Origin of the sequence: Flavobacterium inviolabile (assembly GCF_013389455.1) — a bacterium.
GTDB classification, from domain to species: domain Bacteria; phylum Bacteroidota; class Bacteroidia; order Flavobacteriales; family Flavobacteriaceae; genus Flavobacterium; species Flavobacterium inviolabile.
Genome location: NZ_CP058278.1, coordinates 3,229,710 through 3,252,856, shown reverse-complemented (window position 1 = coordinate 3,252,856; position 23,147 = coordinate 3,229,710). Strand labels below are relative to the sequence as shown.

At 39.7% G+C, this 23,147-nt stretch carries 22 protein-coding genes; 14 read left to right on the top strand and 8 right to left on the bottom strand.

Annotated elements, in window-relative coordinates; genetic code table 11:
* Positions 1 to 148 precede the first annotated feature (148 nt).
* Entirely contained in the window at positions 149 to 2,137 is a 1,989-nt protein-coding gene (gene uvrB, locus HW120_RS14640) for an excinuclease ABC subunit UvrB (protein ID WP_177734854.1), read from the top strand.
* 30 nt (positions 2,138 to 2,167) lie between these two features.
* Here the strand turns inward: uvrB and HW120_RS14635 are convergent, their stop codons facing one another.
* Entirely contained in the window at positions 2,168 to 2,569 is a 402-nt protein-coding gene (locus tag HW120_RS14635; RefSeq protein WP_177734852.1) for a TerB family tellurite resistance protein, read from the bottom strand.
* An 89-nt stretch (positions 2,570 to 2,658) separates the two neighbouring features.
* Here HW120_RS14635 and HW120_RS14630 point away from each other — a divergent pair, with 89 nt between their 5' ends.
* Positions 2,659 to 3,087 (top strand): DUF1456 family protein, encoded by a 429-nt coding sequence (locus HW120_RS14630; RefSeq protein ID WP_177734850.1) that lies wholly within the window; start codon positions 2,659 to 2,661, stop codon positions 3,085 to 3,087.
* 4 nt (positions 3,088 to 3,091) lie between these two features.
* Complete coding sequence (locus tag HW120_RS14625; RefSeq protein WP_177734848.1) at positions 3,092 to 3,616, top strand: DUF4269 domain-containing protein; 525 nt, start codon at positions 3,092 to 3,094, stop codon at positions 3,614 to 3,616.
* 51 nt (positions 3,617 to 3,667) lie between these two features.
* Here the strand turns inward: HW120_RS14625 and sucC are convergent, their stop codons facing one another.
* The 4 genes from sucC to HW120_RS14605 all read right to left on the bottom strand — a co-directional run bounded on the left by sucC (position 3,668) and on the right by HW120_RS14605 (position 6,336).
* Entirely contained in the window at positions 3,668 to 4,861 is a 1,194-nt protein-coding gene (sucC, locus tag HW120_RS14620; RefSeq protein ID WP_177734846.1) for an ADP-forming succinate--CoA ligase subunit beta, read from the bottom strand.
* A 253-nt stretch (positions 4,862 to 5,114) separates the two neighbouring features.
* On the bottom strand, positions 5,115 to 5,372 hold the full coding sequence (locus tag HW120_RS14615; protein ID WP_177734843.1) for a DUF6952 family protein: 258 nt from the start codon (positions 5,370 to 5,372) through the stop codon (positions 5,115 to 5,117).
* A 2-nt stretch (positions 5,373 to 5,374) separates the two neighbouring features.
* Positions 5,375 to 5,683, bottom strand: a complete 309-nt coding sequence (locus tag HW120_RS14610; protein ID WP_177734841.1) for a thioredoxin family protein — start codon at positions 5,681 to 5,683, stop codon at positions 5,375 to 5,377.
* Positions 5,684 to 5,700: 17 nt separating this feature from the next.
* The gene (locus HW120_RS14605; RefSeq protein WP_177734839.1) at positions 5,701 to 6,336 is read right to left on the bottom strand and encodes a peroxiredoxin; all 636 of its coding nucleotides are present in this window, start codon (positions 6,334 to 6,336) and stop codon (positions 5,701 to 5,703) included.
* A gap of 264 nt (positions 6,337 to 6,600) precedes the next feature.
* On the opposite strand from HW120_RS14605, the gene HW120_RS14600 reads away from it, so the two are divergent.
* From HW120_RS14600 to HW120_RS14590, 3 genes are all read left to right on the top strand, one after another.
* A complete protein-coding gene (locus HW120_RS14600) occupies positions 6,601 to 8,553 on the top strand; it encodes an amino acid permease (RefSeq protein ID WP_177734837.1) in 1,953 nt (650 codons plus the stop codon).
* 66 nt (positions 8,554 to 8,619) lie between these two features.
* On the top strand, positions 8,620 to 9,465 hold the full coding sequence (locus HW120_RS14595; RefSeq protein ID WP_177734835.1) for a BadF/BadG/BcrA/BcrD ATPase family protein: 846 nt from the start codon (positions 8,620 to 8,622) through the stop codon (positions 9,463 to 9,465).
* A 1-nt stretch (position 9,466) separates the two neighbouring features.
* Entirely contained in the window at positions 9,467 to 9,841 is a 375-nt protein-coding gene (locus HW120_RS14590) for a methylglyoxal synthase (RefSeq protein WP_177734833.1), read from the top strand.
* On the opposite strand, the gene HW120_RS14585 is transcribed toward HW120_RS14590, so the two are convergent.
* Positions 9,822 to 10,205 (bottom strand): RidA family protein, encoded by a 384-nt coding sequence (locus HW120_RS14585; protein WP_177734831.1) that lies wholly within the window; start codon positions 10,203 to 10,205, stop codon positions 9,822 to 9,824. The genes HW120_RS14590 and HW120_RS14585 overlap by 20 nt on opposite strands.
* Before the next feature lie 18 nt (positions 10,206 to 10,223).
* Positions 10,224 to 12,758, bottom strand: coding sequence for a putative LPS assembly protein LptD (locus tag HW120_RS14580; RefSeq protein WP_394353030.1), 2,535 nt, complete (start codon positions 12,756 to 12,758; stop codon positions 10,224 to 10,226).
* A gap of 270 nt (positions 12,759 to 13,028) precedes the next feature.
* Here HW120_RS14580 and HW120_RS14575 point away from each other — a divergent pair, with 270 nt between their 5' ends.
* The 8 genes from HW120_RS14575 to bshA all read left to right on the top strand — a co-directional run bounded on the left by HW120_RS14575 (position 13,029) and on the right by bshA (position 22,577).
* Positions 13,029 to 14,195 carry an N-acetylmuramoyl-L-alanine amidase family protein gene (locus HW120_RS14575; protein ID WP_177734827.1) on the top strand — a complete coding sequence of 389 codons (1,167 nt, stop codon included), beginning with the start codon at positions 13,029 to 13,031 and terminating at the stop codon, positions 14,193 to 14,195.
* A gap of 53 nt (positions 14,196 to 14,248) precedes the next feature.
* A complete protein-coding gene (locus HW120_RS14570; protein ID WP_177734825.1) occupies positions 14,249 to 15,217 on the top strand; it encodes an MlaD family protein in 969 nt (322 codons plus the stop codon).
* A 20-nt stretch (positions 15,218 to 15,237) separates the two neighbouring features.
* Complete coding sequence (locus tag HW120_RS14565; RefSeq protein ID WP_177734823.1) at positions 15,238 to 16,566, top strand: (Fe-S)-binding protein; 1,329 nt, start codon at positions 15,238 to 15,240, stop codon at positions 16,564 to 16,566.
* 42 nt (positions 16,567 to 16,608) lie between these two features.
* Complete coding sequence (locus HW120_RS14560) at positions 16,609 to 17,400, top strand: (Fe-S)-binding protein (RefSeq protein ID WP_177734821.1); 792 nt, start codon at positions 16,609 to 16,611, stop codon at positions 17,398 to 17,400.
* A gap of 2 nt (positions 17,401 to 17,402) precedes the next feature.
* Positions 17,403 to 17,885 carry an ABC transporter ATPase gene (locus tag HW120_RS14555; RefSeq protein ID WP_177734819.1) on the top strand — a complete coding sequence of 161 codons (483 nt, stop codon included), beginning with the start codon at positions 17,403 to 17,405 and terminating at the stop codon, positions 17,883 to 17,885.
* Between the two features lie 82 nt (positions 17,886 to 17,967).
* The gene (locus tag HW120_RS14550) at positions 17,968 to 20,871 is read left to right on the top strand and encodes a glycoside hydrolase family 3 N-terminal domain-containing protein (protein WP_177734817.1); all 2,904 of its coding nucleotides are present in this window, start codon (positions 17,968 to 17,970) and stop codon (positions 20,869 to 20,871) included.
* Between the two features lie 32 nt (positions 20,872 to 20,903).
* On the top strand, positions 20,904 to 21,359 hold the full coding sequence (locus HW120_RS14545) for a DUF1801 domain-containing protein (protein WP_177734815.1): 456 nt from the start codon (positions 20,904 to 20,906) through the stop codon (positions 21,357 to 21,359).
* A gap of 84 nt (positions 21,360 to 21,443) precedes the next feature.
* Positions 21,444 to 22,577 (top strand): N-acetyl-alpha-D-glucosaminyl L-malate synthase BshA, encoded by a 1,134-nt coding sequence (gene bshA / locus HW120_RS14540; RefSeq protein WP_177734813.1) that lies wholly within the window; start codon positions 21,444 to 21,446, stop codon positions 22,575 to 22,577.
* 35 nt (positions 22,578 to 22,612) lie between these two features.
* Here bshA and HW120_RS14535 read toward each other — a convergent pair whose 3' ends face one another.
* A complete protein-coding gene (locus tag HW120_RS14535; RefSeq protein ID WP_177734811.1) occupies positions 22,613 to 23,107 on the bottom strand; it encodes a hypothetical protein in 495 nt (164 codons plus the stop codon).
* Positions 23,108 to 23,147 lie beyond the last annotated feature (40 nt).

Genomic DNA, 23,147 nt, shown 5'->3' with positions numbered 1-23,147 from the left:
CATAACTACATAAAAAGAGGTCTGAATTTTCAGGCCTCTTTTGTTTTTAGAAATAAAAGAAAAGACACTAAAAGCATCCTTTCATTTTATAATTGAATTAGTATTTTCCTTTGTACCTTTGTGTTTGTCAAATACTTCAAATTAACAGATGAAATTCCAAGTTGTTTCCGATTATAAGCCAACAGGTGATCAGCCGCAGGCTATAGATAAACTGAGTAAAGGAGTTGATAACGGAGAGCGTTTTCAGACTTTGTTAGGGGTAACGGGTTCCGGAAAAACGTTTACGGTAGCCAATGTTATCCAGGAAGTGCAGCGGCCTACATTGGTGCTGGCACACAACAAAACACTGGCCGCACAGCTGTATTCGGAATTCAAGCAATTCTTCCCGAACAATGCTGTGGAATACTTTGTTTCTTACTACGACTACTATCAGCCGGAAGCTTTTATTCCGGTAACGGGAACCTATATTGAAAAGGATCTGTCCATTAATGAAGAACTGGAAAAAATGCGATTGAGTACCACTTCATCACTGTTATCCGGTAGGAGGGACGTGTTGGTAGTGGCTTCGGTTTCCTGTTTATACGGTATTGGTAACCCGGTGGAATTCCAGAAAAACGTGGTTTCCATCGAACAGAATCAGACCATTTCCCGGACCAAATTATTGCACCGTTTGGTTCAGAGCTTGTATGCCCGTACCGAAGCAGAATTTACGCCTGGGACTTTCCGGATCAAAGGCGACACGGTAGAAGTATTTCCAAGTTATGGTGATGAACCGTTCCGGATTCACTTCTTTGGTGATGAAATTGAAGAAATAGAAGCTTTTGATGTCAAAACAGCTCAGGTTTTGGAGAAATATGACAAACTGAATATCTACCCGGCCAATATGTTTGTAACCTCGCCGGATGTTTTGCAGAATGCTATCTGGGAAATCCAGCAGGATTTGGTAAAACAGGTCGATTATTTTAAAGAAATAGGCAAGCATCTTGAAGCAAAACGTTTGGAAGAACGTACGAATTTTGATTTGGAGATGATCCGTGAACTGGGTTATTGCTCCGGAATTGAAAACTACTCCCGTTATCTGGACGGAAGAGCGCCCGGAACACGTCCGTTCTGCTTACTGGATTACTTTCCGGATGATTTCCTAATGGTTGTGGACGAAAGCCACGTAACCATTTCGCAGGTTCATGCCATGTATGGCGGGGATCGTTCCCGTAAAGAAAACCTGGTGGAATACGGCTTCCGCCTTCCGGCAGCAATGGACAACCGACCGTTGAAGTTTGAAGAATTTGAAGGCATGCAAAACCAGGTGATTTATGTTTCGGCAACACCGGCAGATTATGAATTGCAAAAATCGGAAGGGATTTATGTAGAACAGATCATTCGTCCTACAGGATTGCTCGATCCGATTATCGAGATACGGCCAAGCCAGAACCAGATTGACGATTTAATAGAAGAAATTCAATTGCGCTGTGAAGCCGATGAAAGGGTTTTAGTGACAACGCTGACCAAACGTATGGCGGAAGAACTGGCTAAATATTTAGCCAAAGTTTCAATACGCTGCCGTTATATTCATTCGGAAGTGGACACACTGGAACGGGTGGAGATCATGCAGGATTTACGAAAAGGACTGTTTGATGTATTAATCGGGGTAAACCTGCTGCGTGAAGGACTGGACTTACCGGAAGTTTCCCTGGTTGCTATTCTGGACGCCGATAAGGAAGGATTCCTGAGAAGCCATCGTTCACTGACGCAGACGGTGGGACGTGCTGCGCGTAATGTGAACGGGAAGGCAATAATGTATGCCGATAAGATTACGGCAAGTATGCAGAAAACAATTGATGAAACGAACTACCGCAGACAAAAACAGATTGATTATAACACCAAGCACAATCTGGTTCCGAAAGGACTGAATAAAAAGATTGAAAGCGCGCTGATGAAAAATTCGGCTGCCTCTTACGAACAGGAAAAGACTGCCGCACGTGCTGCGGAACCGGAAACAGCCTATCTGTCTAAACCGGAAATTGAAAAGATCATACGTGAAAAACGCAAAGCCATGGAAAAAGCGGCTAAAGATCTGGACTTTATGCAGGCCGCAAAATTAAGAGACGAAATAAAAGTATTACAGGAAAAAGTATAAGAGTTATGTGTTTTTAAAGAACAGCATTGTTTAATTATGCTGTTCTTCAAAGGCGCAGATCAAAAACTCCGCGGCCACCATTTTATTAGGAGAATCTTCCATTGCTTTTAATGTTTTGCGAATGCCCATTGGATTCAATCCCATCTTAATGCCAATCTCATTAATCGCTCTTACTTCCCGTTCGTGTAAAACATCATCAACATGCATCAGCAACGCCAAACGGTAGAATTGCATAATGCGCTGGTGCTCGTCTTTTATAATGACAATCTCTTTCTGCTTGTCGAAAAGACTTAAAAAAACGGACTTCTCAATGCCAAGCTCTTCGGCAACGATGGCTAAAAAGTCGTATTCATTGTCGTGTAATTCCCCATCGACTATAGCAAAAGCAATCATTTCTGAGAGAAGACTGATTCTTTCTTCGTAAGTATTCATGATAATATTTTTTGCAAAAGTAAATTAAAATCGGAATCAAAAAAGGGACCGTTGATTTTATGTATCTTTGAAGGATAATTTTTCGACTAATGAACAATAATGATATCTTTAAAAAGCTTCGTGTAGCTTTACAATTACGGGATGATCAAATCGTAGCCATTTTAGAACTGGTGGATTTTAGAATTTCCAAAGGGGAAATCGGTAACTTTTTCCGTAATGAAGACCATCCTAAATTTATGGAGTGTGGTGATCAGGTTTTGCGTAACTTTTTGAACGGATTAGTTATCCATCTTAGAGGAACGAAAGAAAACCCTAAAAACCCGATGGAAGTTTTGGAGAAAAATAAAGAAGGCGTTAAAACGGCCGCAACAGCTGTGAAAAAACAGGAATTTACGCCAAAACCAAAACAGGAAGAGAAAAAGAAACCTGCACCTAAAAAAGCACCGTTCAAGCAGAAAAAGCAACAGCCTATCGTAGAAAAAGTAAGGTTTAAAAACGGAAAGAATAAGAATTCATAAGCCTTTGGATCAATTTGATACCCTTGACTATCTGAAAGCCGGAAACGAGCTGCAACGACGAAGTTATGATGTATTAACAACCCATACGGTTTTCGATAAGCTTGCCGGTTTTACACCCGTTTTGGTAGGAACAATCCCGATTGATATTGCGATAGCTTCAAGCGATCTGGATATCGTTTGCTGCTGGAATGTAAAAGAAGACTTTATTGAAGTGTTAAAGCATAGCTTTTCCGGATATCCCGGTTTTACATGGTGCAATACAGTCATTAATGGAGAAGATACGGTAATTGCGAATTTTTTTGCTGATGGCTTTGAAATTGAAATCTTCGGACAGCATTTGCCGGTAAAAGAACAAAACGGCTACCGCCACATGCTAATCGAATACCAGATTCTTCAGGAAAAGGGGAGTGCTTTCAGAGATAAAATAATCGATTTGAAAAGCACAGGAATGAAAACAGAACCTGCTTTTGCAAAATTGCTGCATATTGAAGGAGATCCTTATCTTGGATTGCTGAATTATAAGAAATAAAAAAGCCTGAGTTTAACTCAGGCTTTTTGTATATAGAATGGTGTTTCTCAATTATGATAAAGCAGCTTTCACCTGGTCTGCAGCTTCCTGGAATTCAACAGCAGATAAGATTGGCATACCGGAATTATCGATTAATTCTTTTGCAATCTCTGCATTAGTTCCTTGTAAACGAACAATGATTGGAACATTAATGTTGTCTCCCATGTTTTTGTAAGCGTCAACAACACCTTGAGCAACACGGTCACAACGAACGATTCCTCCGAAGATGTTAATTAAGATCGCTTTTACATTCGGATCTTTTAAGATGATACGGAAAGCCGTTTCAACACGTTTCGCATCAGCAGTTCCACCCACGTCTAAGAAGTTAGCCGGCTCAAATCCTGCATGTTTGATTAAGTCCATAGTCGCCATAGCTAAACCAGCACCATTAACCATACAGCCAACATTACCATCTAAATCCACGTAGTTTAATCCTACTTCTTTCGCTTCTACTTCAATTGGATTCTCCTCACGGATATCACGCATTTCAGCATACGTTTTTTGTCTGAATAAAGCATTGTCGTCAATAACAACTTTTGCATCAACAGCTAAAATTTTATTATCAGAAGTTTTTAATACCGGGTTGATTTCAAATAAAGAAGCGTCAGCACCAACATAAGCTTTGTATAAAGCGTCTACGAATTTGATCATTTCTTTAAAAGAATCTCCTGAAAGACCTAAGTTAAAAGCAATTCTTCTTGCCTGGAAACCTTGCAGTCCAACAGCAGGATCAATTTCTTCTGTAAAGATTAAATGAGGTGTTTTTTCAGCAACTTCTTCAATATCCATTCCACCTTCAGTAGAATACATGATCATGTTACGTCCTTTTCCTCTGTTTAATAAAACAGACATATAAAATTCTGAAGTTTCGCTTTCTCCAGGATAGTAAACATCTTCAGCAACAAGTACTTTGTGTACTTTTTTACCTTCCGGCGGAGTTTGTGGAGTTATTAAGTCCATTCCGATGATTTGTTCTGCTATTTCTTTTACCTGATCCAGGTTTTTAGCTAACTTAACACCACCACCTTTTCCACGCCCACCTGCGTGAATTTGAGCTTTGATTACGTGCCAACCTGTTCCGGTTTCAGCAGTCAGTTGTTTTGCTTTTGCTACAGCTTCCTCGGCATTGTTAGCAACATAACCACGTTGTACTCTTACCCCGTGACTGGCTAATATTTCTTTACCTTGATATTCGTGTAAATTCATAATTTGATACGTTTAGCTTTATTATAAAGTGCCACAAAAATAGCAAACTTGATTTAAAGTGCCTAATTAAATTTAGAGGAGTTTGTTATTATCCGCTTAAAAATAAAAGACTTTGTATTTTTTTAGTGCGATTTCAATTTTGCGAACACTTTTAACGCTGTTTTTTGATGATTTCCGGTTTGAAAAATGACTTTAAAATAAAAAAAACGCTTTCCGTACGGAAAGCGTTTTTAGATTCCTTCTGGTAAAGGATTTATTTGTCGATGGATCCCAGAACACGTTTCATAAAACTGTTTAAAGCTTCTTTTTTATCGGTTCCGTCTTTAACCATTTTGTTTACTTCAAGAGCACCGTACATATTGGAAATTAATTCCCCAATAACATCCAGTTCTTCATCTTTCAGGGAAGGCACTTCGGTTAGTGCTTCCAGTACTTCAATGGTTTCAATGATGTAATCCTGATCGTTTTCTTCAATAAACTGCGTTAACTGTTTAATTACCGGTAATTTCATAGTTAAGCGATTTCGTTTACTAATTCTGTTAATACCTCTGCTTTATTGGTTTGTGTCTGATTTACCAATCCGCCGTTTACAAAAGTTGCGAATGTAGGTAAGTTCGAAACATTAGCCAGTTTTCTTGATTCCGGAGAATTTTCCGCATCTACTAAAACAAAAGTGATGTTTTCTTTTTCGGAAGCCAGTTTTTTAAATTTTGGCTTCATGATACGGCAATTTCCACACCAGGAAGCAGAAAATTGTACAACTACTTTTTCATTAGTATTTACTAATTCCTGTAGTTTATCTTCATTTAATTCAATTAACATAGCAATTTTTTTTAATATTAGTTATTCAGGTAGTTAGCAACACCTTCTCTGGTAGCAAACATAGCCTCTTTTCCTTCTTCCCAGTTAGCAGGACATACTTCTCCTTTAGTTTGTACGTGTGTGTAAGCATCTACTAAACGTAAATACTCCGCAACATTTCTTCCTAACGGCATATCGTTAACACTTTCGTGGAAAATTTTTCCGGTCTCATCAATTAAGTAAGTAGCACGGTAAGTTACATTAGATCCTTCAATGATTACGGTATCCAACTCATCGTTGTAAGCAGCTGTTTCGATATCTAAAATACCTAAGATGTTTGCTAAGTTACGGGTTGTATCGGCTAAAATAGGGTAAGTAACACCTTCGATTCCTCCGTTTGCTTTTGGCGTGTTTAACCAGGCAAAGTGAACTTCGTTAGTATCACATGAAGCACCGATTACGATAGTGTTTCTTTTTTCAAATTCAGGTAAAGCAGCTTGAAAGGCGTGTAATTCTGTTGGACATACAAAAGTGAAATCTTTTGGATACCAAAATAATAATACTTTCTTGTTGTTTTTTGTAGCTTCTTCAAAAATGTTGATTTTTAAATTGTCTCCCATTTCAGAAATAGCGTCAATTGCAATGTTTGGAAATTTTTTACCTACTAATGACATAACTTGTATAAATTTTAAGATTATTATTTTTTTACAATGCAAAAGTAGCCAATATAATGTGTACTGAGTATTAAGTTTGATTATTATTATTTATTTTTAAATAGGTAATTTCTATTTGGAATAATGGCTTTCACTTTATTTAAATGGAAGAGATTGATTTAAGAATTGGTTTTATATATTTGTTTTTATTAGCAAATTGAATAAATAATATTTAATTTATTATTAATTAGCCTAAAACTAACCGATTACATGCAAAAATAATTTATGAGTTTTTCAAATTTATTTCGAAAAAAGTCTGTTGAAGACATCTTAAAACAAGTAAAACAAAACGCCGCCGATGGACATGGAGCATTAGGTAAGCATTTAACTACAAAGGATTTGACAGCTTTTGGTATTGCGGCCATCGTTGGTGCCGGAATTTTCAGTACTATCGGTAAAGCCAGTTCCGATGGTGGTCCGGCTGTAATATTCTTATTTTTATTTACTGCTGTAGCCTGCGGTTTTGCGGCTTTTGCCTATGCCGAATTTGCTTCAATGGTTCCGGTTTCCGGAAGCGCATACACCTATTCGTATGTGGCTTTTGGCGAATTGATTGCCTGGATAATAGGTTGGGCTTTAATTATGGAATACGCCATCGGTAATATTACCGTAGCCATATCGTGGAGTGATTATTTTACCGGACTGCTCGATAGCGGAGGGATTCATCTGCCGCAATGGATACAAATGGACTACCTGACGGCTTCCAATGGTTTTAAAGAAGCAACCGCTTTAATGCAGGGCGGAAAATCGTTTGAAAACCTGAGTGCTGCGCTTCAGGCAGCGCATACAGCCTGGACTACCGCTCCTACAATCGGGGCATTTCACTTTGTAGCAGACTTACCCGCTTTATTTATTATTATCATTATTACCTGGTTGGTTTACAGAGGGATGAAAGAATCCCGAAATGCCAGTAACCTGATGGTAGTCGTGAAATTAGCGATCATTTTATTGGTTATTGCAGTGGGAGTATTTTATGTAGATGTTGAGAACTGGAACCCTTTTGCACCCAACGGAATTAACGGAGTGCTGAAAGGTGTTTCTGCGGTTTTCTTTGCATATATCGGGTTTGACGCAATTTCAACCACTGCAGAAGAATGTAAAAATCCACAGCGTGATTTACCGAGAGGGATGATGTGGGCGATTATTATCTGTACCGTTCTTTATATTGTTATTGCCTTGGTATTAACAGGTATGGTGAGCTATAAAGACCTGAATGTGGGTGACCCGCTGGCCTTTGTTTTTGATAAACTGAATTTAAAATGGCTTTCCGGAATTATAGCCGTGAGTGCCGTTGTCGCGATGGCGAGTGTATTGCTGGTTTTCCAGATGGGACAGCCTCGTATCTGGATGAGTATGAGCCGTGACGGATTGCTTCCGAAGCGTTTTTCTAAGGTGCATCCGAAATATAAAACCCCTTCCTATGCAACCATCGTAACCGGTTTTGTAGTAGCCATTCCGGCTTTATTCCTTAACTTAACAATGGTAACCGATTTGTGCAGTATCGGAACCCTGTTTGCCTTCGTACTGGTTTGCGCCGGAGTTTTGGTATTACAGGACAGAAAAGATATTCCGAGAGGTAAATTTAAAACCCCTTATATCAATGCCCGATACATCGCGCCGTTATTGCTGGTTGCCGGTTTGGTATTTGCCTTTACAGTGAATAAAAAACCGACGATGGATTTTATTACCAATGTAAAACAGGTAAACGAACCTTCGGCAATTGTAACCGCTTTATCAAAAACGGAAACCGAATTGGTTTACAATCATTTGCTAAAAGGAGAGAAGGCACATATTGCCAGTGAAACACAGGATCTGGAGCATATCCTGAGCAATTACAGAGAAGAGAATAAGGATAAATATGACGAAGTTGTTGCGGCTTTACCCATTGGTGAAAACGTAAAATACGAAAGCGGCTTGGCACTATTCAAACACAAAATTCCGATGTGGATCTTTTTAACGGTACTTGTTGGATTAGTGGTTTGGGCGTATAGAAAGCGACTTTCTTTAATTCCATTGCTGGGATTGGTATGCTGTCTGTACATGATGGCAGAATTGAGTGTGTGGAACTGGATTTACTTCACCATTTGGTTGTTAATCGGTCTGGCTATTTATTTTGGCTACAGCCAGAAAAACAGTAAATTGAATTACAGTAAAATAGAACCGACCATACACGACTAAAGGTTCGCCGGAACAGCAGAAGTGTTTACCTCGTGATAGTTATTGATTTTAACAAGATAAAGGCAAATGAAATTAGTAGTAGATAGTGGCTCTACAAAAGCCGACTGGATTGCATTGGACGAAAACGGAAGTATTCAGTTTACGGCAACCACTTTAGGATTAAATCCGGAAGTACTGGAAAGGGAAGATGTATTATACCGGATCGACCAGCGGTTTGACATCTCGCATAACAAAGACAAGGTGACACACCTGTATTTTTATGGAGCCGGCTGCGGAACCGACCGGATGAAAAACTTCCTGACCGGTGTTTTTAAAGAATACTTTACAAATGCCGAAATCGTAGTTCACGAAGATACCTATGCCGCCGTGTTTGCCACAACACCGCGCAATGAAAAAGCCATCGTTTGTATTCTGGGAACAGGTTCCAACTGCAGTTATTATGATGGTAAGGAACTGCACCAGAAAATACAGTCGTTAGGCTATCTGGCAATGGACGATTGCAGCGGTAACCAGTTTGGGCGCCACCTGATACGGGCGTACTATTTCGGAAAAATGCCGCAGGAACTGGCTAAAGAATTTGAAAAAGAGTATGATCTGGATGCCGATGTGCTGAAACACAACTTCTATAAAGTACCCAATCCGAATGCCTTTCTGGCAACCTTTGCCAAGTTTTTAATCAAGCATAAGGATCATGAATTCATCCGGAAGATCGTTTTGCATGACATGCAGGTTTTTGTGGACAATTACATCACCCAGTTTGATGACTGCCGTGAGATCCCAGTGCACTTCATCGGTTCGATTGCCTACTATCTGAAAGAAGAACTGGAAATGGTCTTAAACGAGAACGGACTTACACTGGGGAATGTGTATCGCAAACCCATAGACGGATTAATTAATTATCACACAGTATAAAATGGAAATAGCTGTTATTGCCCATGATGGTATGAAAGCCGATCTGGTTCAGTTCCTGAACGAACACAAAGCTTTTCTGAAATCGGAAAACATTACTTTAATCGCAACGGGAACTACCGGAAACAAAGCGGAAAATGCGGGATTTAAGGTGTTGAAAATGCTGTCCGGACCATTGGGAGGAGATGCGCAGATTGCGGCCCGTGTGGCAGAAGGAAAATGCAATATGGTCCTGTTCTTTAAAGACCCTTTAGCAAAACACCCTCATGAGCCGGATATTAACATGCTCATAAGGGTGTGTGATGTGCATAATGTGCCGTTAGCAACCAATCAGGCAACTGCCGAATTGCTGCTGAAAGCTATTTCTCTGCAATCATAGAGATTTCTACATTAACGTTTTTTGGCAAACAAGCCACCTGAACCGTTTCACGAGCTGGAGCGGTTTTTTCATTAAAATAAGCACCGTAAACAGCATTTATTCTCGCAAAATCGTTCATGTCGCTAATAAAGATTGTGGTCTTTACAACGTTCTCAAAGGTCATTCCTGCGGCTTCAAGAACAGCGGTCATGTTCTCCATAACCTGTTTGGTTTCCACTTCTATGGAATCCATTACTAAATCTCCTGTAACCGGATCCAAAGCGATCTGGCCGGAAGTATATAATGTGCTGTCATTAACAAGGACTGCCTGGCTGTAAGGTCCGATAGGAGCCGGAGCCTTAGCTGTAAAAATGATTTTTTTCATACTATGTTAGGTGAATTTTTATCGTAAACGACGATCCGGAACACTACGTTTATCCCATTTAATATCGCTAAGAACAGAAGAGCGGATTCCGATAAAGAAGCCCCAATAGGAATAATCTCCGAAAGGAACCCAGTTAAAACTCATACGCCAGCTCAATAAATCCCTTTCAAAACGCAGCTGGGTAAAGGTAACCCCTTTTCGGGCAAAGTCATATCCGGAAGAAACACCCACTTTCCATTTTGGAGTCAGGTCTACGTTTCCGGAAACCATTAACGAGTTGGTTGAAATCTGACTTTCACGGTTGTTATTTGCATAGGTCAGGGAATAAGCAAACTGTAAATCCCAGGGCAATTCCAGCTGGTAAAACCCTTTAAAATTGTCCTTTTTTTCTACGTCATCATCCTTAAACAAACTCTGACGGTTATCGCTCAAATCGGTAGAACGGCCAAATAAATCATCCGGACGCCCGCCGTTCATAACATTCTGATCGTTATCTTTTTTGTTTTTGTCGCTGCTTGGTCCGAAATCGGAACTGGAAACGCTATAGTTAATGGTAATGTTCGCACTCGTCATACGGAACAGGCTGCCACCATTGTCGATGTTATAAGTGTTGATACGTTTTCCGGCATTGTCAATGGCATACATGTCCAATGTAGTTCCGAAATTCACATTCATTTTATTGTTTAACAACTGTGTTCCTCCGGAAACCACTACCGGTGACCACGCAAGTGAATCGGCAGCAATATTATAGTTGGTCGAGAAGTTAAGGTTGTTTAGCAGCATTACTTTTTTAGGCTCTGTTTTTGCCGGATCGGAATCGCGGACTTTGGCTTCAAAAGTATTGCTTAAGCTAAGACCAATGTTGTTGGAATAGTTTTTACCCGGCGCACCGAATATTCCGTTTTCAAACCGGGAATAATCTTGGCGTGTTGCTCCGGTGGCATCAATAGCATAAGTGTCGTAATATTTCTCAAAACTCGGTGTGTAGGAGTAGGATACACTCGGACGCATTACGTGGCGTATTGCCTGGATTTTTTTATCATCACCAAAATTAAAAGTACCGTAAATAGTGGTACCCACGTTCGATGTGAAATTATAGGTTCTGTAAGAGTCGAAACCGTTTACATCGTTAGTGATCACTTTGTTTTGTGTGGCGTCAAACTCTTTGTTGATCGTTTTTAAATACCATACCTCGCTATAGTTTGTTCCGGCAGTTACACTGAAATATTTAAAAACTTTAAAGTTGGTACTGATCGGAATGCTGTGTTGAAATCCGGATTTGGCATCGCGGAACATCTGCGACGTAAAAAACAGGGAATCTGTCGTTTTAATACGGTTTTCAGCTCTTAAATTATATTGGAAGTTGATATTTTTAAAAATACCTTTTTTGATTTCATCTTTTTTGGCAAAAGGGAAAATACGGTCAACACTTGCCTGGAAAGTAGGCAGGGTCATGTCGATTGCCTGTGTGTTGGTGTTTTGGGAGTGGGTTGCCGTAACGGAAAAGTTTACCTGTGGAACCGTTTGCAGCGTTTGCGAGTAGGAAACCGAGGAACTCATGTTGTTGTTCAGGGAAGAACCTACGTTGATCATGTTAAGCGAGTTTCTGAAATACTGGCTACTACCTAAGTTAACAGAAGCCGAAAACCGGGAATTGGGACTTGCTTTGGAATCCTGGGAGTGCGACCATTGGATATTGTACTCCCGCCTCTTGCTGTAATTCGGGAAACCACGCTCGTTCTGGATCTGATTCTCAAAACGGATGTTTACACGGCCGTTAAAATCATAACGCTTGGCATAGTTGCTTTCAAAACGCAGGGCATAACTTCCGTTCGTATAATAATCTCCTAAAACTGCCAGATCGTAATAATCGCTCAAAGCGAAATAATATCCTCCGTTTTGAAGGAAATAACCTTTGTCCCGGGTATCTCCGAATGAAGGAATGATAAAACCGGATGCTGCTTTTTCACTCATCGGGAAATAACCGAAAGGAAGTCCGATTGGTGTTGGAACATCGGCAATAACCATATTCGTTAATCCCACAACAACTTTTTTACCGGGTACGAACTTGATTTTTCGTGCCAGGAAATAATATTCGGGATCTTCAATATTTTTAGAAGTTGTAAAACGGGCATTTTTCATGAAATAAACCGAATCACTCTCTTTTTTTGAAATTTCAGCCTTGATTCTAAAATCCTGCTGCTCCGTCCGGGAATTCCAGACCTTTGCTTTTTTGGTTTTGATATTAAAACGGATGGAATCCGGTTCAACCACATTCTGTCCTTGCTTAAAAACCGGAAATTGTGAGTAATTTCCTAAACTATCTTTGATTCTTCCGGCATATACTTCGTCTTTTTCATAGTCTAAAACGATAATTCCGGACTTTAAATCGATGTCTTTATAGATAAGTTCCGCTTCGTTGTATAGCGTTAACTGCTTCTTTTTTTGGTCAATTTTTTCATAGTCTTTCGCTTTTCTCTTCACAATTCCGTCAAGAGAAGACTTCTTTTTTTTGACAGAATCATTTTTTGTTTCTGCTGAAAGTTTTTTCATGCTTTCAGTGCCCAAATGAATGCTATCTTTCTGTTTTTCAGCAGGTATCTTTTTGGTTTGGGATTTGATTTCCTGGGAATAGATTTCATGTTTTCCGGCAAACAGAAAAAATGATAATAAAACGATATGAAATAAGTTTGTACGCAAAGGTTTTAATACTATTTTTGTAAAAATATGGCTCAATTTTTGACGGTTCAAACTTACATATATTTTTTCTCAAAAATAAGCATTTAATAAAATTATAACCATTATCGATAAATTACAAAGACTATGACAGGGAACATCAAGACTAATTTTATAAGCTCACTATTTTTGATACTGTTTTTTCAGGTCGCATTTGCTCAAAATAACTCGAAATTTAAAGTAGTTCTGGATCCCGGTCACGGAGGAAATGATTTCGGTGCGGTCTATCATGGATTTGTAGAAAAAAACAATGCTCTGAATGTAGCCTTAAAAGTAGGGAAGATCTTAGAGAAAGACCCGAATATTCAGGTTATTTACACCCGTAAGACCGACGTATTTATCGAATTGGATGAAAGAGCCAATATCGCAAACAGAAATGATGCGAATATTTTTGTGTCAATCCACTGTAATGCCAATAAAAATACGGTAGCTTCCGGAACGGAAACCTATGTAATGGGGGTTACCCGTAACGCTTCGAACTTGGAAGTGGCGAAAAAGGAGAATGCCGTAGTGACGATGGAGAGTGACTATAAGATGAAATATGACGGTTACGATCCGAATTCTCCGGAATCATTAATTGGAATGACACTTTTACAGGAAGAATACATCGAACAGAGTATTGACCTTGCTGCACGTATTCAGGACGGATTTGAAAACGGACTGGGCAGAAAGAGCAGAGGTGTAAAACAGGCCGGTTTCTTAGTATTGCGAAAAATCTACATGCCGCGTGTTTTGATCGAAATGGGATTCGTGTCCAATAAAGAAGAAGGCGCTTACCTGAGTTCGGATAACGGACAGGAAGATCTGGCAAAAGCCATTGGTGATGCTATCCTGAGCTATAAAAAAGAATACTTCGTACCGGGTGTTTCAGTTGGTCGTGAGGACAAACCGACACCTTCTAAAGTAGCAGAAAAAGATACCAGAGAAACCAAAACAAAAGTAGACACTGCTAAAGTAACTAAGGAAATTAAAAAAGAAATAAAACCGGTAGCTTCTAATAAAGGAGTGGTTTTTAAAGTTCAGATCTCTGCCAGCGGAAAGAAATTGGATTTAGTACCCGGTAACTTTAAGGGACTAAACAATATTTCCATGGAAGAAGATAAGAACATTATTAAATATTTTTACGGACAAACCAAGGAGCATTCTGAGGCAAAAGAACTTTTAGCACAAGCTAAGGATAAAGGATTTACGTCGGCATTTATTGTTGCCTACAAAGACGGTAAAAAGATCACTATTCAGGAAGCCTTAAAATAAATCCCGTAATTGAAAATATTTATTTTTAATTTTGCTCATTAAATAATTGAATTTTGAAAATAACAAGAGAAATAAAAACGGCAATTTTAGTCATTACCTCAATCGTAGTATGTTTATGGGGGTACAGTTTTCTAAAAGGTAAAAACCTATTTGATTCCAATCGTAATTTTTATGTAGTATATGACAACGTGGAAGGATTATCACCTTCGGCACCCATTACGATCAACGGATTGGTGGTTGGTAAAATCAACAGTATCGAAATTCAGAAAAATACCGGGAAATTATTGGTAGAAATGCAGATTAAAAATGATTTCGCTATTTCGAAGTCCAGTATTGCCAGTATTTACGAACCGGGATTCATCGGTGGAAAACAAATTGCTATTATTCCTAACTTTAAAGATACTTCCATAGCACAATCCGGCGATTATTTACAAGGAGATGTAAAACAGGGATTAACAGCGAAACTGGAAGATAAATTAGCACCCATCCAGGAAAGACTGGATAAAGTTCTGGCAAATGCCGATGTAATGTTAACCAGTGTAAACAACGTTTTGGACCCGGCTACACAGGCTAACCTGAAAAGTACTGTAGCGGAGCTAAACAAAACACTGACCCATTTTAGTGCGGCTTCTGCTAATGTTGACAAATTATTAGCCGATAACAAAGGAAAACTGGATCATACCATTACCAATATTGATAAAGTGTCGACCAACTTTGCAAAAATGTCCGATACACTGGCTAAAGCAAACCTTGGAAAAACAATTAAAAATCTTGAAACCACATTGGCAAATGTAGACAAGATCATGCTGGATTTACAGGCAGGAAAAGGAACAATGGGTAAATTGTTAAAAGACGAAGCCATGTATAAAAACTTGGCAGGTGCTTCCAAACAATTGGAATTGTTACTTGGCGATATGAAGTTGAACCCTAAACGATATGTACATTTCTCTTTATTTGGTAAAAAGGCAGCGCCTTATGTAGCCCCTGAAGAAGAAAAGGCTAATTCGGAAGATAAAAAATAATAGCATTAATTACTATTTATATGAGTTATTTAGACAATATACTATTTGCCATCATTCTTATATTAGGAATTGGTTATTTTGCTAAAAATGTAAAAAAACTGATTCGTAATATCAAATTAGGACAGGATGTAGACCGATATGATAATCCTAAAGAGCGATGGAGAAACATGGCAATGATTGCTTTAGGACAATCAAAAATGGTTAAAAGACCTATTGCCGGTGCACTGCATATAGTAGTTTATTTAGGCTTTATTATCATTAATATTGAAGTGCTGGAAATTCTGATTGACGGATTATTCGGAACACACCGGGTTTTCTCCTTTCTGGGCGTTTTCTATAACATCCTGATCGGTTCTTTTGAAGTACTGGCATTATTGGTAATCGTTGCCATTGTCACGTTCTGGATCAGAAGAAATATTGTTAAGCTAAAGCGATTCATCAGCAACGACTTAAAAGGCTGGCCAAAAAGCGATGCAAACAACATCCTGTATTTTGAAACCGTTTTAATGGTTTTATTCCTGGTTTTAAATGCGGCCGATCTGCATTTACAAACATTGGGAGTGGGGCATTACAGTCAGGCGGGAGCTTTCCCGGTATCGCAGTTTATTGCGCCAATATTCAACGGAATGTCAGAAGGAGCAGTAGTGGTAATTGAAAGAGCGGCCTGGTGGTTGCACATCGTTGGGATCCTGATCTTCCTGAACTACCTGTACTTCTCAAAACACTTGCACATCCTGTTGGCTTTCCCCAATACCTATTTTGCGAACTTAAAACCTCAGGGGCAATTTGACAACCTGGAATCGGTTACCAAAGAAGTAAAATTAATGATGGATCCAAATGCCGATCCTTTTGCTGCACCGCCGGCAGACGAAACGGCAGTGCATTCTAAATTCGGGGCAAGTGATGTTCAGGATTTAAACTGGGTACAGCTAATGAACGCTTATACCTGTACGGAATGCGGACGTTGTACGTCTTCTTGTCCGGCAAATCAGACAGGTAAAAAACTATCACCAAGAAAGATCATGATGGATACGCGTGATCGTCTGGAAGAAGTTGGAAAAAATATTGATGCCAATAAAGGTGTTTTTATACCGGATGGCAGATCCTTATTGAATGATTACATCACTACAGAAGAATTATGGGCTTGTACGTCCTGTAATGCCTGTGTGGAAGAATGCCCGGTAAATATCAGTCCGCTTTCCATTATTATGGATATGAGAAGATATCTGGTGATGGAGCAAAGTGCGGCACCAACAGAGCTGAACAGTATGATGACCAACATCGAAAACAACGGAGCGCCTTGGCAGTACAACCAAATGGACCGTTTGAACTGGAAAGACGAAAATTAATTTAAAAACAACATTGCAAGTTTTGCAACTATTATAAAAGATATGTCAGCAAATTTAGTAGTTCCTACAATGGCCGAAATGATGGCCCAAGGCAAACAGCCGGAAGTGCTCTTCTGGGTTGGGTGTTCAGGAAGTTTTGACGATAGAGCTAAAAAAATTACAAAAGCATTTGTAAAGATATTAAACCAGGCGAATGTTCCTTTTGCTGTTTTAGGTACGGAAGAAAGTTGTACCGGCGATCCTGCAAAAAGAGCCGGAAACGAATTCCTGTTCCAGATGCAGGCAATGATGAATATCGAAGTCATGAATGCCTATGAAGTAAAGAAAGTCGTGACGGCTTGTCCGCATTGCTTCAATACGATTAAAAACGAATATCCGGGACTTGGAGGAACGTATGAAGTGGTTCACCACACGCAGTTTTTAAAATCCCTTCTGGACGACGGGCGTTTAACTATTGAAGGAGGACAATTCAAAGGAAAAAGAATTACGTTCCACGATCCGTGCTATTTAGGACGTGCCAATAATGTTTATGAAGCACCCCGTGAATTAATCCGGAAACTGGATGCCGAACTGGTAGAGATGAAACGTTCCCGTGCAAACGGACTATGTTGCGGAGCCGGTGGCGCACAGATGTTTAAAGAACCTGAAAAAGGAAACAAAGATATTAATGTGGAGCGTACGGAAGATGCTCTTGAAACCCAGCCTGAAATTATAGCAGCAGGTTGCCCGTTTTGTAATACAATGATGACCGATGGTGTGAAGTTTAAAGAAAAAGAACACGAAATCAAAGTTATGGACGTGGCAGAATTAATTGCTAATGCTAAAGACTTATAATTATGTATGTACCTTTTGATACCTTGCCGGAAGAATCCAAAATCTGGATTTATCAGGCAAACCGAAAATTCTCAGAAGAAGAAATTGCCGAAATAGAAGCTTCTCTTGAGGGTTTTATCAGCAATTGGGCTGCACACGGAACCGGACTGGAAGCTTCCTTTGTAACCAGATATAACCGTTTCATTATACTGGCCGTTAATCAGGAAAAACAATCCGCTACAGGATGCTCCATTGATGCTTCGGTTCAGTTCATCCAGGATTTAGAGAAAAAGTACAGCGTTGATCTTTTAGACAAGATGAATGTTACTTTTAAACTGGGCGAGCATATTGCTCACAAACCGTTGATCGAGTTTAAGAAAATGGCAAAGGAAAAAGCGGTTTCCGAAAACACTATTGTTTTTAATAATCTGGTTAATACCATTGGGGAATGGCAGGATTTTTGGGAAGTTCCTGCTAGCGAAAGCTGGCACAGCCGCTTCTTTTAAAACAAAAAATAAAATACTAATATTAAAAATCATCATGCGGCAATTTGTGCATGATGATTTTATTTATTTAAAAAATACGTTAATGAGATATTCGGTTTTTCTAATATTATTTTGCAGTCAGTTGCTCTTTGCTCAAAGCCCTAAACCTGTTTCAGACTTTTCTGAAGAGCGTGAGAAAACCTGGGTGGATAGTATCTACAATCAATTGACTTTTGAAGAAAAACTGGGACAACTTTTCATGGTAGCGGCTTATTCCAATAAAGATGCAGCGCATGTGAAATCGGTTGAAAAACTCGTTACAGACTACAAAGTAGGCGGACTGATCTTTTTTCAGGGTGGCCCGGTGCGTCAGGCAAGACTAACGAACTTTTACCAATCCAAATCCAAAGTACCGCTGTTCATGGGTATTGATGCCGAATGGGGATTGAGCATGCGTCTGGACTCTACCTATCGTTATCCGTGGAATATGACCTTGGGTGCTATTCAGGATATAAAACTGATAGAGAAAATGGGACAGCAAATGGCCATACAGGCAAAACGTATGGGACTGCATTTCAATTTTGCACCGGTGCTGGATATCAATACAAATCCCCGTAACCCTATTATCGGCAACCGTTCATTCGGGGAAAACAAAGAAAATGTAACCAAACGGGCATTGGCGCTGATGAAAGGTATTCAAAGCGAAAATGTATACGCCACCGGAAAACACTTTCCCGGACACGGCGCTACCGAAAACGACTCACATTACACCCTGCCGCTCGTAAACTTTACAAAAGAACGACTGGAAGATGTTGAATTTTACCCATATAAAAAACTATTCAGGGAAGGACTTTCCAGCGTTATGGTCGCCCACTTAAATGTGCCGAGCCTGGAACCGCGTCCGAATTATCCGAGTTCTATTTCGTATGAAGTGGTAACAAACGTACTGAAGAAAGAACTGGGCTTCGACGGATTGATTTTTACCGATGCGCTGAACATGAAAGGCGCCAGCAATTTCAAACAGCCGGGCGATATTGATCTGGAAGCTTTTTTAGCCGGAAACGACGTTTTGTTATTTGCAGAAAACGTTCCGGTTGCCATCGAAAAATTTTGCCAGGCATACAACGACTCGATTTTATCCGATGACCGTATTGAATATTCGGTAAAAAAGATCCTGAAATACAAATACAGAATCGGGCTGAACAAATACAAACCGATTGATTTAAACAACCTGGTTAGCGATTTGAATGCGCCGGAGTTTGACGATTTAAACTACCAGCTGTATGAAAATGCCATTACGGTTTTAAAAAATGCCGATAATGAACTGCCGATTGGCGCGCTGGAAAATGAAAACATCGCCTATATAAAACTGGGTGATGATAAGAACGAAACATTCCTGAATACGTTGCGAACCTATGCGCCGGTCACGGAAATCGCATTGGATTCTGTTCCGTTAATGCTGGATAAATTAAAAAACTACAACAAAATAATTGTCGGATTCCACAAAGCGGACGGTGCCTGGAAGAAACATGATTTCACGCCAAAGGAACTATCCCTGTTAAACCTGTTTGCCGGTAGTAATAATGTGATCCTGACCGTTTTTGCAAAACCGTATACGCTGCTGTCCATTGAAAGCTTTGATGTTTTTAAGGGAGTAGTGCTGGCGTATCAGAATAATGACATTGCGCAGACGGTAGCGGCAGAAGTGATCTTTGGCGGAATCGGAGCCAAAGGAAAACTTCCGGTTTCGATTAACAATGCATTTAAGGTTAACGACGGACTGAAAACCAACAAAATTAACCGTCTTGGATTTACAACACCGCAAAATGTGGGAATGAATCCGTACATCCTGGCTAAGATCGACAAGCTCGCTCAAAAAGCAATCGACGGAAAAATGACACCGGGATTACAGATAGTAGTAGCCAGAAAAGGAAAAATTTTCTACCAGAAATCGTTTGGATACCGCGACTATAAAAACACCGACAAGGTAACGAATCAGGATGTCTATGATCTGGCTTCATTAACGAAAATATTGTCGACATTGCCTAATGTTATGCAGTTGTACGATAAGAAAAAACTGGAAATGGATGCTAAACTGGGAACAATGCTGCCGGTTTTTGCCGATACCGATAAAAAGAACATTACTTTAAAAGACATGCTGACGCACCAGGCTCGTTTTCAGGCATGGATCCCTTTTTATCAGAGTACGCTGGACAGCACCAAACGCCCTTCCAAAAAATATTACCGTTTGACGTATTCCCCGGAATTTCCGCTTCAGGTTGATGAAAACCTGTATTTGAGAAAAGACTATTCGGACACAATCATCAAACGAATTGCGATGAGCAAATTGTTGCCGAAAAAAGAATACAAATACAGTGACTTTTCGTTTATCCTGCTTAAAGATTATTTGGAGAAAACCACCCATAAAACATTGGATGTGCTAAGTGATGCCGCTTTCTACAAACCGTTGGGAGCAAGCACTATGACCTATAACCCGTTGCGAAAAATGGATATGGATATTATTCCGCCAACAGAGATTGACAAATACTACCGTTACACCAAAGTTCAGGGCTATGTTCACGATATGGGTGCGGCAATGCAGGATGGTGTAGCCGGACATGCCGGATTGTTTGCCAATGCGGTTGATGTGGCCAAAATGATGCAGATGTACCTTCAAAAAGGAAACTACGGAAACCATCAGTATTTCTCTGAAAAAACCTTTGACGATTTTAATAACTGTGCTTTTTGCAAAGAAGGAAATAGAAGAGGAATAGGATTTGACAAACCGCAATTAGGAAAAGAAGGGCCAACCTGTGGCTGTGTGTCGATGACCAGTTTCGGACATACCGGATTTACCGGAACCATGGCATGGGCCGATCCGGATAAGGAAATTGTATATGTTTTCCTTTCAAACAGAACATTCCCGGAAAGTACGGTAAACAAACTTTCCAAAGAGAATATAAGAGAAGATATTCAGAAAGTGATTTATGAAGCGATAACCGATTAAGCAATCCGATTTCCGTTCTAAAAACAAGTTTTATGCAATCTAAAGCAACAACAGCAGACGCGTATTTTGACGCCTTACCGGACGACCGGAAAGCAGCAATGAATACATTGCGAAAAATTACCAAAGAAAATCTTCCGGAAGGTTTTGAGGAAACCATGAGCTATGGTATGGTAACCTATGTGGTTCCGCATAGTATCTATCCGAACGGTTATCATTGTGATCCCAAACAGGCTTTGCCGTTTTTGAGCATTGCTTCCCAGAAGAACTTTATTGCGGTGTACCACATGGGGCTGTATATGGATAAAAACCTGCTGGATTGGTTTGTGGCCGAATATCCCAAACATGTTAAAACAAAACTGGATATGGGGAAAAGCTGTATCCGTTTTAAAAAGATGGAGGCGATTCCGTATGATTTACTGGCGGAACTTTTTACAAAAATGACGGTTGCCGAATGGATTTCAGGCTATGAGAAAGTCTTAAAACGATAACCTTTTTATTTCGTTAATTTTATCTAAAAATCGGTTTTACCTTACTTTTTTACTGTACTTTAGTTTCACTTTTAAAATTAAAAAATGAAAATTGCTATAGTATGTTATCCAACCTTTGGAGGTAGTGGAGTAGTGGCTACAGAGCTGGGCCTGGAACTGGCGCGGAGAGGACACGAAATACACTTTATAACTTACAGTCAGCCGGTTCGTCTGGCCTTATTAAATCACAATATACACTATCACGAAGTACACGTTCCGGAATATCCTTTATTTCATTACCAGCCTTATGAATTAGCGTTGTCGAGCAAGCTGGTGGATATGGTAAAACTGCACAAAATTGAATTGCTGCACGTTCATTATGCCATTCCTCATGCCTATGCTGGCTATATGGCTAAAAAAATGCTGGAAGATGAAGGAATCCGTATCCCGATGGTAACCACCTTACACGGAACGGATATTACTTTAGTGGGAAATCACCCTTTTTATAAGCCTGCTGTAAGTTTTAGTATCAATAAATCGGATGTGGTAACTTCGGTTTCCCAAAGCCTGAAAGACGAAACCTACCGGTTGTTTGATATTGAAAAAGAAATTCAGGTAATTCCCAACTTCATTGAAATTGACAAAAACAGGATAGATGTAAATTCTCCCTGCCATCGTTCTTTAATGGCAACTAAAGAAGAGAAAATTATTACCCATATCAGTAACTTCCGAAAAGTAAAACGTATTCCGGATGTGGTGAAAATCTTTAATGAAATTCAGAAACAGATTCCTTCCAAACTAATGATGGTTGGAGAAGGACCGGAAAAAGAGGTAGCCGAAAAACTATGTGAAGACCTGAACATTACCGATAAGGTTATTTTCTTCGGAAACAGTAATGAGATCGATAAGATATTGTGCTATTCCGATTTGTTCTTACTGCCGTCGGAAACGGAAAGTTTCGGATTAGCTGCCCTGGAAGCCATGGCTTGCGGCGTACCGGTTATTTCTAGTAATTCGGGAGGATTGCCGGAAGTGAACAAGCAGGGATTCTCCGGTTACCTGAGTGATGTGGGTGACGTTATGCAGATGTCTGAAAATGCTGTGAAAATATTGTCGGATGACGAAACCTTACTGCAGTTTAAGAAAAATGCCCTCGAAGTTTCCAAAGAATTTGATATCATGAATGTTTTACCGCTGTATGAGAATTTATACCTCAAGGCCGTAAAAGATTTTTCATAAAAAAAAGTCCCGAATACTATTCGGGACTTTTTTATTTAGAAACGGTAACGAATACCTAATGCGATATCCGGACCAAAATTGTCTCCTCTGTAATCATCATTAAAATAAAGTTCAGGACGGAAGTCTAATGATAGCTGTAACGGAATATCGAATACATACTCAATTCCGATATCACCGGCTGCAAAAACGAAAGTACCGCTGTCTTTTACATCAACATGGTAATCGTTTTCATAACTCCAACTGCCCACTCCGGCACCAACACCAGCATACCAGTTAAAGCCACCATCAATGTTCCAAACCCATTGATATAAGCCTGATAGTTTGAAAGCATCGGTGTGCTTGCTGTTTCTCCAGCCTAAATCCACTTCAAGACGATTGTTTTTTGAAAGACCTCTCTGATAAGATACTTCTCCACCAAAACCATCATTGTCTCCTAAACGCAGACCTAATGCATTTTTAGAAATTTCCTGAGCTTGTGCGCCAAATGCTAATCCGATTAGCATAAAGGCAGAGAAAAATAGTTTCTTCATAAATAAATAATTTAACAAATAATACCACTCTGCGGTTAGT